Annotated in this window: 10 protein-coding genes; 3 read left to right on the top strand and 7 right to left on the bottom strand. The window is 69.5% G+C overall.

All coding sequences use genetic code 11. From position 1 onward, the window contains the following. Positions 1–221 precede the first annotated feature (221 nt). The 3 genes from OG252_RS03250 to OG252_RS03260 all read right to left on the bottom strand — a co-directional run bounded on the left by OG252_RS03250 (position 222) and on the right by OG252_RS03260 (position 3,718). Positions 222–458 (bottom strand): XRE family transcriptional regulator, encoded by a 237-nt coding sequence (locus tag OG252_RS03250; RefSeq protein WP_266451997.1) that lies wholly within the window; start codon positions 456–458, stop codon positions 222–224. A 572-nt stretch (positions 459–1,030) separates the two neighbouring features. Continuing rightward, the gene (locus OG252_RS03255) at positions 1,031–2,122 is read right to left on the bottom strand and encodes an ArsR/SmtB family transcription factor (protein WP_329333544.1); all 1,092 of its coding nucleotides are present in this window, start codon (positions 2,120–2,122) and stop codon (positions 1,031–1,033) included. A 21-nt stretch (positions 2,123–2,143) separates the two neighbouring features. Next, on the bottom strand, positions 2,144–3,718 hold the full coding sequence (locus OG252_RS03260) for an AbgT family transporter (RefSeq protein ID WP_329333546.1): 1,575 nt from the start codon (positions 3,716–3,718) through the stop codon (positions 2,144–2,146). 232 nt (positions 3,719–3,950) lie between these two features. Here OG252_RS03260 and OG252_RS03265 point away from each other — a divergent pair, with 232 nt between their 5' ends. Both OG252_RS03265 and OG252_RS03270 read left to right on the top strand, forming a co-directional pair. After that, positions 3,951–5,864, top strand: a complete 1,914-nt coding sequence (locus OG252_RS03265; protein ID WP_329333548.1) for a CocE/NonD family hydrolase — start codon at positions 3,951–3,953, stop codon at positions 5,862–5,864. Positions 5,865–6,039: 175 nt separating this feature from the next. Beyond that, positions 6,040–6,678: a barstar family protein gene (locus OG252_RS03270; protein WP_329333550.1), complete on the top strand. Its 639-nt coding sequence runs from the start codon at positions 6,040–6,042 to the stop codon at positions 6,676–6,678. Between the two features lie 292 nt (positions 6,679–6,970). On the opposite strand, the gene OG252_RS03275 is transcribed toward OG252_RS03270, so the two are convergent. The 4 genes from OG252_RS03275 to OG252_RS03290 form a co-directional block, all read right to left on the bottom strand. Beyond that, positions 6,971–8,434: a GH1 family beta-glucosidase gene (locus OG252_RS03275; protein ID WP_266451992.1), complete on the bottom strand. Its 1,464-nt coding sequence runs from the start codon at positions 8,432–8,434 to the stop codon at positions 6,971–6,973. A gap of 96 nt (positions 8,435–8,530) precedes the next feature. Next, positions 8,531–9,472, bottom strand: a complete 942-nt coding sequence (locus tag OG252_RS03280; RefSeq protein ID WP_266451991.1) for a carbohydrate ABC transporter permease — start codon at positions 9,470–9,472, stop codon at positions 8,531–8,533. Between the two features lie 13 nt (positions 9,473–9,485). Then, positions 9,486–10,475, bottom strand: coding sequence for a carbohydrate ABC transporter permease (locus OG252_RS03285; protein ID WP_266451990.1), 990 nt, complete (start codon positions 10,473–10,475; stop codon positions 9,486–9,488). A gap of 110 nt (positions 10,476–10,585) precedes the next feature. Continuing rightward, positions 10,586–11,899 carry an ABC transporter substrate-binding protein gene (locus OG252_RS03290; RefSeq protein ID WP_266451989.1) on the bottom strand — a complete coding sequence of 438 codons (1,314 nt, stop codon included), beginning with the start codon at positions 11,897–11,899 and terminating at the stop codon, positions 10,586–10,588. Positions 11,900–12,183: 284 nt separating this feature from the next. Between OG252_RS03290 and OG252_RS03295 the strand changes: the two genes are divergently transcribed. After that, positions 12,184–13,200 carry a LacI family DNA-binding transcriptional regulator gene (locus tag OG252_RS03295; protein WP_329333555.1) on the top strand — a complete coding sequence of 339 codons (1,017 nt, stop codon included), beginning with the start codon at positions 12,184–12,186 and terminating at the stop codon, positions 13,198–13,200. Positions 13,201–13,339: the final 139 nt, after the last annotated feature.

Below are 13,339 nucleotides of genomic sequence, written 5' to 3' on the forward strand. Positions count from 1 at the left end.
TGGGACGTGGCGGGCATGCGGGGCATGTGCGTGGGCCGCGCTGGAGCGCCTCGCCTTCATGCCGCAGGCAGTCGGCCTCGGCCGTCATGACGGTGGCTGGGGCAGCAAGGCCATGCCGCTGCCCCCGGCCAACCCGGCCGGGGGGAAAGTGATCACGTCCCGAATCCGCCACGCCCGAGGTCTCGGGCCTGCGGCGTGACGGGGGAGTCCCGCGGCAGCCGTCAGGCCGGCGCCGGTGCAGCGGTGCGGGCGGCTTCCTGGACATCCAGCAAGGGCAGTTCCAGAGCTTCGGCGAGCTCCGACAGTTCCTCCGGGGTGGGCCGCACGGGACCGTGGGCGCCGTCCGCGGCGAAGACGCGGATCCGCGGGGTGCGAATGCCGGTACGGTCGGCGAGGTCCTGTGCGTTCAGGTGCCTGCGTCGCATGGTCTGTTGCAACAGCTGTGAAAGTTCGGCCATTTGTTTCACCTGCCCTGAACTATCCGACTTATAGCCGCCCTCACCTGCATGCGTGCCACTGAGGCACGGCGGTGAGGAACTGGGGATCACCCAGATGCACGTCCCCCGCACCCTGAACCGCACCCTGAACCGGCTCGAAGCGAAGCTCTCCGCGCGGCAGTAGGGCACCACCCCGAGGCAACCACCCCAACACGGGCCGGTGGGACGCAAGGAAGCTCTGAGCCGGGAACCTGTCCCGCCGTCCCCCAGCCCGAGTGGTGCGGCCCGCAGGCCGGCGGCGACAGGGGCACGTCGTCCTCGGTGAGTCCGTGCACCAGAACGCGCGCCGCAGCGAGGCATCGGTGTCCGTCCGGCGGTGTTCGACCAGATCGTCGGTGTACAGCAGGAGCACCTCTCCGGGCGGCGGAGGATGACCCGCGCCGGAGATCATGCGGGTGTCGGAGCCGGGGTCGATGAGGGCCGGCGGACAGGTGGCCACCCCGTCGACGCCGATGCTCGTGACCCGGTGGTCTGCCTCTTCCAGGATCCGCCCGACCGGGCGCCGGAGACGGCCAGGGTTTTCCTCGTTCGGTTCACCGTGCCACGGTGGCGAGGACATCGTGGCCCAGTCGCTGGATGACGTCCGTGGCGAGCCGGTGCCGCACCAGTTTGCCGTCTCGGGTGGAGCGCACCAGGCCCGCGTCGCGCAGGGTGCGCAGGGCGCGGGAGACCTGTGGTTCGCTGGAGCCCAGCCGGGCGGCGAGTTCCGAGGTGGTGATGGGCTCGCCCAGCAGATGGCGGCACAGCTCCATCCGGGCGGGCGAGGTCAGCGCCATCAGCCGGTGGTGCAGATCCCGCAGGGTCAGCTGTCCGGCCGGGGCTGCGCCACGCGCCGCGTACTGCACCACCACGCACGACGGGTGCTCGTTCTTGACGGTCAGATGCGGCCACACCCGCGCGGACGGGACGAGGACGAGAGGGCGCGGGGCCACCTTCACTTCGTCGATCTGCAGCTTGTCCAGCCGTATCCGCTCCCCCGGCCCCACCCGGGCCGCGGTCGGCAGCAGTTCGGCGAGCACCTCCGCGGGCGGCCGGGCCGTCAGCCGGCGACGTACCTCCCGCGCGTGGTCCTCCAGTGCCGGCCGCAGGGTGCGCCAGTCCTCGGCGAAGAAGGCGGTGTCTGCGGCCCGCAGCACCTCCAGCAGCCGGTCCCGCAGCTCCAACGGCGCCGCCACCAGCTGCCGCGCCAGCTCACCGCGGGCGTAGGAGCGGCGCAGGCAGCGGCGTGTGTAGTCCTCCGCGGCGGCGGTGCCGGGCCGCAGCTCGCGGGCCTGCGGCACGGGCTGCGCGCTGGTGCCGAGGACTCCGGGCGCCACCAGCTCGAGGAAGTCCCCCTTCGGCAACTCCCCTATTGCTGCCAGTTCTTCGTCCAGGTTCGCCGTGAGCGGCACGATACGGGGAAAGAACAGGCGGCAGCGGAAGCGTGCCCACAGCGGAGCGAACACGGACAACTCGTCGCGCAGCTCCGGTCCCGCCGCGGCGGCGCGGGCCGTCCAGCCGACGGCCTCCGGGTGGTGCTCGGGTTCGGCGAGCACGTGCAGGCTCGCCATCAGTTCCGACAGCGCGGAGGGCCCGACCGCGAGGTCCGCGGGGCCGAGCCCTCCGAGGTCGAGGACGATGCTCACGCCGTCAGCGTACGGCGGAGTTCACCGTACGGGTGCGCCCGGGCCGAGCGGGATGCCCAGCAGGTACCAGGCGAAGAACAGCAGTACCCAGACCACCAGCATGATCATGGCGAGGGGCAGGGTGAAGGAGACCAGGGTGCCGATGCCGGCCTTGCGACGCAGCGTCTGCAGGTAGCCGACACAGAGCATGAACGACGTACTCATCGGGGTGATGGAGTTCGTGCAGGAGTCGGCGATGCGGTAGAGCGCCATGGTGGTGGCCGGGCTTGTGCCGAGCAGCATGAGCATCGGCACCAGTGCCGGGGCCACCAGCGTCCACAGGGCGGAGCCGGAGGTGATGAGGAGGTTCATCAGGGCGACCGCGACGATCAGCAGCGAGAACAGCACCAGCGTGGGCGCGCCGAGCTGCTTGAGGAAGTCCGCGCCTTCGACGGCGACGACGGTGGCGATGTTGGTCCACTTGAACAGGGCGAGGAACTGCGACACGGCGAAGAAGAGCACCAGCAGCGGTGCGATGGAGCGCACTCCCTCGGCCATGAACTCCGGTATCGCGCGACTCCCCCTGATCCGCCCGGTGAGCCGCCCGTACACGGCGCCGATCAGCAGGAAGAAGACGGTGAGGAAGACGGCGATGGCGTTCATGAAGGTGGACTCCACGATCGCGCCCCCCTCGCCGCGCAGCGGTGACGAGGCGGGCAGCATCGCCAGCACGATCAGCGTGGCGTAGCCGAGCACGGCCAGCCCGGTCAGTTTCAGGGCCCGCACCTCGGTGGCGTCGTCGACCTCCGCGGCGACGACCCGCTGTGCCGCGGCGGCCTCCAAGTCTGCGTCGGGGGTCAAATGGTGCTCGCGCTTGGCGAGGATCTTGTCCACGACCAGGGCGATGGTGCCGGCCAGCACGAACGCCGAGACGGTGGTGAAGTACATGTTGTCCGTCGCGCGGACCACCACGCCCTTGTCGACGAGCTGCGCGGCCTCGGTGGCCACGGAGGCGAACAGCGCGTCCCCGGGCGCGATCAACGGGTTGGCGTCACCCGCGGCGTTGATGGAGACGAACGCGACGATCATGCCGAGCATGGGAGAGCGGCCCACGGCGCGGAAGGCCACCGCCCCGAGCGGGATGAGGACCACGTACGCGGAGTCGGACAGGAACTTGCCCAGTACGCCGCCCAGGGCCACGCCCAGGACGACCGTGCGCGGGGACAGGCCGGACAGCATGCGGCGGGCCAGTGCCTCGAAGAGTCCCGACCGCTCGGCGACCGCGACACCCAGCATCACCATGAGCACGGTGCCGAGCGGGCCGAAGGTGACGAAGGATTCCTCGGCGCCGGTGATCAGGTCCCGTACGGCGTCCGCCGAAAGAGCGCTGCGTACGCCGACCAGGTCACCCGAGGAGGGGTCCTCGACCCGCAGGCCGGAGGCGTTCAGCGCCGAGCTGACGAGGGCGACCACCCCGCACAGGATCCAGAACAGCCAGAACGGATGCGGAAGTGCGTTTCCCGCGCGCTCGACCAGGTCGAGGAGCCTGGAGCCACGGCCCCCCTCGTCGGGCTCCGGGGCCTGCACCTCCTGGGGGCGTTGGGCAGGTGTGGTCATGGCGGCCTCCTGTGAGGACGGTGAACGAGGGCACGACGCGGCCGCGTGGCGAGCGTTGTGTGGGAAGCAGGGACCCGGAACCGCGCACGATCCGTCGCGAGGCACGCGGCGTGTTGCCGGGTTGCGCTGCACAGTAGGTCCCGTGTCCGATCCCGTCACCGTCCGACGGAACAGTTGACCTGATGACGTCAAGTGATCGCCATGAGGTGAGCCACTGCTTAGCGTCACGGGAATGACCTCGTACGACACCTCCCACACCTGTCGGCCCGAACCCCTCCAGGACGGCGCCCTGTGGCGCCGCACCCTGCGCATCCCCATGCGGGACGGCATCCATCTCGCCGCCGACCTGTACTCCGCCTCACCCGAACCGGAGGCGACCGCGCTTCCCGTGCTCCTCGAGCGCACCCCGTACGGCCGGCGCCGGCAGCGCGGCTCGGACCAGGACCGCAGCGATGCGCCGGTCCCGCAACCCGAGGACATCGCCCGGCACTTCACCGACGCCCAGTACCACGTCGTACGGCAGGACTGCCGGGGCCGCGGCGACTCCGAGGGAACGTTCGTGAAGTACCTCGGCGAGGGCCCGGACGGGGCGGACACCATCGCCTGGCTCAGGAACCAGCCGTGGTGTGACGGCAGGGTCGTGATGACGGGGGTGTCCTACTCCGCCCATGTCCAGGCAGCCGCAGCCGCCGAGAGGGCGACGGGACTGGCCGCCATGTTCCAGGACTCGGGCGGTTTCTCCTGCGCGTACGACGCGGGGATGCGGATGGGCGGCGCCTTCGAGCTGAAGCAGGTGACCTGGGCACTGCGGCATGCGGTGCACAGTCCGGAGGCAGCGGCGGACTCTGTGCTGGCCGAGCAGCTGCTGCGGGTCGACGCGAGGGGCTGGTTCGGTGCGATGCCGTGGCGGCCGGGCTGCACGCCGCTGCGGCACCTGCCGGCGTACGAGGACTTCCTGCTGCAGCAGTGGCGCCAGGACACCTTCGGGGACTATTACCGCAACCCGGCGATCTACGGGCGGGGCTTCTACGGGCGCTTCCCGGACGCGCCGAGCCTGCACATGGGCAGCTGGTACGACCCCTACGTCCGCTCCACCATCGAGAACTTCACCGCCCTGCGGGAGCTGAAGTCGGCACCTTCCTACCTCGTCATGGGCCCGTGGACACACGGGCACCGCTGCGAGACGTACGCCGGAGACGTGGACTTCGGACCGCGCGCGACACTGGACGGCAACCTCGCCCCGTCGTACCTGGAGTTCCGCCGCCGCTGGTTCGACCGGGCGCTGGGCCGGGAGGACGAGGGGAATCCGGGGAGCGGAGATCTCCCCGCCGTCCAGTACTTCCTGATGGGCGGCGGCGACGGCCGAAGGGATGCGGCCGGGCGGATGCGGCACGGCGGCGCATGGCGCACCGACACCCGGTGGCCGCCGGCGTCGACGGCCCCTGTCGCCCTGTACTTCACCGCCGCAGGCGCCCTCACCCTCTCCCCGCCCACCGTGGCCGCCGCATCGGTGACCTACGACTTCGACCCGCGCCGGCCGGTCCCCACCATGGGAGGCCAAGTCACCTCGGGCGAACCGGTGATGACGGGCGGGGCATACGACCAGAACGCCCCGGACGCCCGGGTGTACGGGGCGCGCGCACCGTACCTGCCGCTGGACTCCCGCCCGGACGTGATCAGCCTGAGCACCCCGCCACTCGAGCATGACCTGGTACTGGCCGGCCCCGTGTCGGCAAGGCTCCACATCTCGACCACGGCCCAGGACACCGACTTCACCATCAAGCTGATCGACGTCCACCCGCCCAACGCCGACTATCCGCACGGCTTCGCCATGAACCTCACCGACGGCATCGCCCGCTGCCGCTTCCACCGTTCCTACGAGAAGCCGGAGTTGCTCACTCCGGGCACGGTGTACGAGATCGAGGTCATCGCCCCCGACACGGCGAACCGCTTCGCCGCCGGCCACCGCATCCGGCTCGACGTCTCCTCCAGCAACTTCCCCCGTTTCGACATCAACACCAACACCGGCGAACCGGAGGCAACAGCCCGCCGGACCGCCATAGCAGCGAACACCGTACACATGGATGCCGAGCACCCCTCCCACCTTCGAGTGTGGGTGGAACGAGGAGCGGACGCGTTCGCCTAGCCGGACAGCCGGTGCAGCCGGGCTGCCCCAGGGATCAACTGGAGCGATCGGCTCGTGGCGGGCAGCACCCGGGTTACGGCCGGGAACGACACGCTTTACGGCGCGACGTTCCGCGACCGGCCCGGTACTCAGGAGGTCAGCGCAGATGGTGTGACCCCGTGCGAGGATCCCCCTCATGAATGCGCCCACCCTCGCCGCGCGCAGACCACCCTGGGTTGTCTTCACCGCCAGCAACGACCCGTGGGTGACCGCCGAAACAGCCGCGCTCCAGAAGCAGGGTGGGATCCCCTTCCGACTGGATGGCCGAGAGCTGCTCCAACCGGCTTCGCTGTTCCGTGCCTTCGCCCGGGAGCTGTCCTTCCTCGGATACTTCGGCCACAACTGGGACGCGCTGGTGGACTGCCTCCACGACTGGCACGGCCCCGGGCACGGCAACCGAGATGTCGCCGTCCTGATCGACGACGCCGACGACCTGCTCGGCGCGGAGTTCCTGGGACTGTTCGTCTCGGTGCTATGTCAGGCGGCCTGGGCCGCGAACTTCCAGCTCGACGCCGACGGCATCCCGTACGAGGACCGTCCGCCGTTCGCGCTGCACTTCGTCCTACTGCTGGACCACACCCCACCCGCCGCCTTCGCCGAAGCGACGGCGAGCGGGGCGGGCGTGGAGGTGGCCCTGACGGACGGACGGCTGACCGCCACCTTCACCGGCGAGGACTTTCAAAGCCGCGCGTCGCCGACTGCACGACCCCGCCCTTGCGTTCACGCAGTCGAAGGAGAACCGAGTCACGGCCAAGGGCTGTCCCGCGAAGGCTGACTGGGGCCGGCACCAGGTGCTGAGCCAGATACCCGCGAGACTCCGACGCGGGGCTGTGGCAGCCTGCGGACCGCCCGCCCGCCACGGAGGCGTATCTGTTCCTCAACGGCGGCGGCTCGACTATCCGCCAGAGTCGGCCGTCGTACTCGTCCGCGATACCGGCTACGCCGCGAGTTGGATCAGTCGAAGGCCGACACGGAGCGTCTCCGAGCGGCAGGGGCGCTGCCGCTCGGAGGCCGCTCCGTGGCGAGGGCCTCAATGGCCCGGCCGGCCATGCGGCACTCCTTCTCGCTCAGTGGTTCCCGCCGCTCCCCTCCGGCACAATGCCGGTGCGGGCCACGTCGGCGTACCACCGCGCGCTGGCTTTGGGGATGCGCTTGCCGGTCGGGTAGTCGACGTAGACGGCACCGAAGCGCTTGCTGTAGCCGTAGCCCCATTCGAAGTTGTCCAGCAGGGACCACAGGAAGTAACCCCTCACGTCGACGCCGGCGCCGATCGCGCGGTGCACGGCCGACAGATGGCCGTGGAGGTAGTCGATGCGTTCGGGGTCGGCCACCTCGCCCTGGGGGTTCACGTAGTCGTCGAACGCGGCCCCGTTCTCGGTGATCATCAGAGGCATCGCGGGGAAGTCGGTCTTCAGTCGCATCAGCAGGTCGTACAGGCCGCTGGGGTCGACCGCCCAGCCCATCGCGGTGGTACGGCCCGGCGGGCGGTGGAAGGCGACCTTGTCGGCGCCCGGCCAGGGGCTGTGCTCGCTCTGCCCATGGCCGTCGGAGCCGTGGCTGGCCTCGCCGGTGGCGGCGGAAACGAGCGTGGGTGTGTAGTAGTTGACGCCCAGGAAGTCCAGCGGCTGGTGGATCGTGGCGGTGTCGCCGTCCCGTACGAAGGACCAGTCGGTCAGGCTCGCCGTGTCCTGGAGGAGATCCTGGGGGTACTGGCCTTCGAGCACAGGGCCGGTGAAGACGCGGTTGGCCAGTGCGTCGATCCGGCGGGCCGCGTCGAGGTCCTCGGCGGCCTCGGTCAGCGCGCGGACGTGGTGGATGTTGAGCGTGATGGACGCCTGCGCCCGGGCGGGCAGTTCGGCGCGCAGCGCCTGAACGGCCTTGCCATGGGCGAGGTTGAGGTGGTGCGCCGCGCGCAGGGCCGCGACCGGGTCGGTGCGCCCGGGCGCGTGGACACCCGAGCCGTATCCGAGGAAGGCGCTGCACCAGGGCTCGTTGAGGGTGATCCAGGTCTTCACCCGGTCCCCCAGCGCGCGGGCCGCCAGCGTCGCGTAGTCGGCGAACCGGTCGGCGGTGGCGCGCTCCGGCCAGCCACCCGCGTCCTCCAGCTCCTGGGGCAGGTCCCAGTGGTAGAGGGTGACGACCGGTTCGATGCCCTTCTCCAGCAGTGCGTCGGTCAGGGCGCGGTAGAAGTCGAGCCCCTTCTCGACGGCCGGGCCCCGGCCGGTCGGCTGCACGCGCGGCCACGACACGGAGAACCGGTAGGCGCTGACGCCCAGATCGGCCATGATCGCGATGTCTTCGCGCCAGCGGTGGTAGTGGTCGGTGGCGACGTCACCGGTGTCACCGTTGCGCACCCTGCCGGGCGTGTGCGAGTAGGTGTCCCAGATGGAAGGGGTACGTCCGTCCTCGGCGGCGGCACCCTCGATCTGGTACGCGGCGGTCGCCGTGCCCCAGGTGAATCCCTGCGGGAACCTGAGGGCGGCGGTGTTCTCCGGGGCGGGCGCGACAGGTCGGGCTGCGGTGGTGGTCACGTGGGTCCTTCCAGATGGACTGCGAGGCGGGGCGGGAGCGGCGAAGCGGGGTGGCCGGCGTCGATGGGCCTCGGCATCGGGGGAACGGCAGGGTGCTCATCCCTTGACCGCTCCCTGCATGATGCCGCCGACGATCTGACGGCCGAAGACGATGAACAGGGCGAGCAGGGGCAGCGTGCCGAGGAGCGCGCCCGCCATGATCAGCGACTGGTCGCGCACGTATCCCGCGCTGAGCTGGGTGAGGGCGACGGGCACCGTCGGATTGGTCATGTCGAGCACGATGAAGGGCCAGAAGAAGTCGTTCCAGGCGTGCACGAACGTGATCATGAACAGCACGGCCATGGGAGGCCGGGCGATCGGCAGCACGATGCTCCAGAAGATGCGCAGGGAGTGCGCACCGTCCACGCGCCCGGCCTCGACGAGTTCGTCGGGCAACGCCTCGGACAGGTACTGGCGCATGAAGAACACACCGACGGCGCTGACGAGCGTGGGGAAGATGACGGCGGGCAGCTTCTGGCCCCAGCCCAGTTCGGTCATCATCATGAACAGCGGTACGACGCCGAGCTGCGGCGGCACCATCATCGTGCCGATCACCAGCATCAGCAGGATGTTGCGGCCCTTGAAGCGGAGTTTGGCGAACGCGAAGCCGGCCAGGGTGGCGAACAGCACCGTGGACAAGGCGATCACGCCGGCCACGATCAGACTGTTGAGCATGGCCTTGCCCAGCGCCGCGTCCTGCCAGGCCTTGCCGAGGTTCTCCAGCAGGTGGGGTCCCGGCAGGAACGGCGGAGGCGTCTGGGTGACACGCGTGTTGTCGGTCGACGCCGCCACCATCGTCCAGTAGAGCGGGAAGAGCGAGAACAGCGCCGCGATTCCCAGGAGGATGTAGGCGACGGGACCCGCGTGGTGCTGTCGTCCGGCGCCCGGGTGCCGGAACAGTCCTCGGCGTCGTCCGCCGGACGGGGTGGTCTTGCGGGCGTTCCGCTCGGTCCCGGGGCGCGCGTCCGCCGTCCGGACCGGGATGCTGTCTGTGGTCATGGAAACCTCCCGGTCAGGCCTTGCGCGCCAGGACGCGCTTGACGACTCGTTGGACGACGAACACGACAATGAGCAGCAGGAACATCGCCCAGGCGACCGTGGCGGCCCGGCCCATCTGGTAGTTCTTCCAGCCCTCCTCGTACAGCAGCAGACCCAGCGTCTGGTACTGGTTGTCCGCGCCCCCGGTGATGCCGTTGGGGCCCTGGCCGAAGATCAGGGGCTCACCGAAGAGCTGGGTGGCGCCGATCGTGGACAGGACGATGGTGAACACGATGGTGGAGCGGATGCCGGGGACGGTGACCGTCAGGAACTGCTGCCACCGCGAGGCGCCGTCGATGGCCGCGGCCTCGTACCGGTCGCGCGGGATCGCCTGCATCGCGGCGAGATAGAGCAGGGCGTTGTAGCCGGTCCAGCGCCAGATGACGATCGAGGAAATCGCCGTCTGTGCGGCCCACTTGTTGTTCTCCCAGTCGATGTTGTCGACACCGACCAGGTTCAGCATCCAGTTGATCATGCCGAAGTCGCGTTCGAAGAGCATCGTGAACACGAGGGCCGCGGCGCCCACCGACGTGGCGTACGGCGTCAGGGCGGCGACGCGGAAGAACGTCGAGCCGCGCAGCCGGTAGTTGAGCAGGTGTGCCAGCCCGAGCGCCATCAGCAGCTGCGGCACGGTGGACAGCACGCCGATGGTGATGGTGTTGAGCAGCGCGTTCCAGAAGCGGTCGTCGTCCCACAGCGCCGTGTAGTTGTCGAAGCCGACCCACTCCATGAGGTTCAGGGTCGACAGTTCGACGCGGTGCAGCGAGATCCACGAGGTGTAGATGAGCGGGTAGAAGCTGAAGGCGGCGAAGACGATGAAGAACGGGGCGACGAAGGCGTACGGGGCGCCCCTCAGGTCGATGCGGTGCAGCAGCGTACGGCGCCGCTGACGGTCCCCGCCGGTCCCGGCCGGCGGGGCGGTGCCGGCCGCACCGTGTGGGGGTGTCGAGGTGGAGATGGCCACCGGAAGGCGTCCTTCCTGGAGGGTGAGAGAGGCGAGCAGGGGCCCGGCGGCCCAGACAGGCAGTGCATGGGGCGCCGAGATGCTGCGGAGATGGGCAACGGGGCCATCGGTCAGCCGGCGGCCTTCTCGATGCGCGTGTCAGTGGTCTCCCATGCCTCGTTCGGGCTCTTGTTCTGCGCCTCGATCAAGGTCAGACCCTGCGAGAAGATGTCCTTGATGGTGCCGTCCTTACGGCCGAGCACCTGCTCGTCGGGGATCTCCTGGGCCGCGGCGCTGAAGATCTTGCCGATGGGCGCGCCACTGAAGTAGTCCGACTTGGCATCGACCACTTCGGGCAGGGACAACGCGGTCTGCGACGAGGGGAAGTTGCCGATCTCCTTGAAGAGGTAGGCCTGCTGCTCGGGGGCCGTGAGCCAGGCCACGAGCTCCTGCGCCTCCTTCTTGACAGGGCTCTTCTCCATCACGCCGAGGAACGCTCCGCCCCAGTTGGCGCCCTTGGGAGCCTTGGCGACGTCCCACTTGCCCTTGTTCTTCGGGCCCGCCTTCTCGCTGATGTGGGCGAGCATCCATGCCGGGCAGACGGTGGTGGCGAAGGTGCTGTTGGCCAGGCCGGGGTCCCAACCGGGCTGGAACTGGCGGAGCTTCGCGGTCAGATCGGACGTGGCCGCCTCGGAGGCCAGCTTCCACGCGTCCTTCACGACAGGGTTGGTCTTGTAGATCAGCTCACCCTGCTTGTCGTAGAACTGCTGGGAGTTGCCGTAGATCATGGCGTTGAACAGTCCGCTGGAGCTGTCCATGTAGGCGACCTTGTCGGCCTTCGAGTTCTCCTTGAACCGCTTGCCAGTGGCGACGTACTTCGACCAGTCGCCGTCCCACAGCTTGGCGACCTCCTCGCGGTCGGTGGGCAGGCCGGCCTGTTCGAAGAGGTCCTTGCGGTAGCAGACCGCCATCGGGCCGATGTCGGTGCCGAGGCCGATGACCTTCTTGTCCGCGGTGGTGACCTGGCTCTGCTTCCACGGAAGGAAGTGGTCCGTCCCGGCCACACCGGCCAGATCGACGAACTTGTCCTTCTGGGTGTCGGACAGTTCCTTGGCCCTACCAATTTCTATGCCCTGGATGTCCTTCAGCCCGCTGCCTGCGGCCAAGTGGGTCTGCAGGGCGGTGTAATAGGTCTGCTCGTCGCCCGCGACGTCCGCCTTGATGACGACGTTCGGGTGTTCCTTCATGTACTTGTCGAGCAGACCGGTCTCCTTGAAGCCCATGACGCCGAACAGGCCCATGGTGATGGTGACCTTGCCGTCCTTCTTTCCCCCGCCGGTCCCCCCGTCGCTGCTGCCCCCGCAGCCCACGACCAGCCCGAGAGCCGAGGCGGCCGACACGGCGGCCAAGACTCTCGTACGCAACTTCCTTCGGGAGTTGTCCATTTCGTCCTCCTAGCGGCGGCGCTGACGCACCGGAGTTCGAGACCCACGGTCCGATCCGCAGGCCCCATTTGTCCGGTGGGAACGTTCCCAAACGGCGATGGGAACGTGCCCACTCAGGAGCCCGAAGCCTGGCCGCCGCGAAAGGGGTCTGTCAAGAAGTTGAATCCACTTCGTTGCGGGAAGATGTCCCGCCCCCGAGCTCGGACCCGGCGGACGCGCTGCGGCGGTCTGGCACAATGCGCAGGTGAAAGCCGTCTGGGCAGCGCGGAAGCGAGGGAGGCGTCATGGGGGGCAGGCAACGCCCGACCATCAAGACCGTGGCCGCGCGCGCCGGCGTCGGACGCACCACGGTTTCACGAGTCATCAACGGCTCGGAGCTCGTCAGTGACAAAGCCAGGGCCGCCGTCCTCGCCGCCATCGCCGAGCTGAACTACGTACCCAACTCGGTTGCCCGGGGGCTGGTGACGAGCCGGACGAACTCCGTGGCCCTGGTCATCCCCGAGTCGGAGAGCAGACTGGGCTCGGAGCCCTACTTCTCGGCGGTGATCCGCGGGGTCAGCACCGCCCTCGCGGAGACCCGGACCCAGCTCCAACTGATGCTCGTACGCGACCAGGCCGAGCGTGACCAGCTCACCGAGTCGGTGGCGGAGCGGCGCGTCGACGGGGTGCTCCTGGTCTCGGTGCACGAGCGCGATCCGCTGCCGGGGCTGCTGGAGGACATGGGGCTGCCCACGGTGCTCGCCGGGCGCCGCTCCCCCGACGAGTCGCTCAGCCACGTGCACTCCGACAACGCGGGCGGGGCCGCGACGGCCGTCCGCCACCTCCTCGCGCGGGGGCGGCGGACCGTCGCCACCATCAGCGGCCCCCTCGACATGGATGTGGCGCGCAGCAGGCTCCAAGGCTGGCGCGAGGCCCTGGAGAAGGCGGGGCACGAGGCCACGGACCGACTCGTGGCCTCGGGCGACTTCACCGAGGAGGGCGGCGAGGCCGCGATGCGTTCACTCATTGAACAAGTCCCCGAGCTCGACGCCGTGTTCGTCGCCTCGGACGTCATGGCGGCCGGGGCGCTGGTGGAGCTGCGCAGGCAGGGGAGGGGCGTCCCCGACGAGGTGGCGGTGGTCGGATTCGACGACTCCATCATCGCCCGGCACAGCAATCCGCCCCTCACCACCGTGCGTCAGCCCGTCGAGGAGATCGGCAGCATGATCGCCCACATCCTGATGGAGGAGATCGGCGATCCCGAGTCACCGCGTCGGCACGTCACGCTTCCCACCGAGCTCGTCGTGCGTGAATCGTCATAAGGCCCTGAGGGGTGCTGGTGGGGCAGGCGGAGCACCTTGCCAGGACTCGCCTCCACGGCAGGACCGGCCAGATGCTGTTGCCTACGGCGTCATCCGGAGCGCACCGAGTGGCTGCGGGTACAGGGCCGATCCGGCGAAC

Origin of the sequence: Streptomyces sp. NBC_01352, from assembly GCF_036237295.1 — a bacterium.
In the GTDB taxonomy this organism is placed as follows: Bacteria; Actinomycetota; Actinomycetes; order Streptomycetales; family Streptomycetaceae; genus Streptomyces; species Streptomyces plumbiresistens.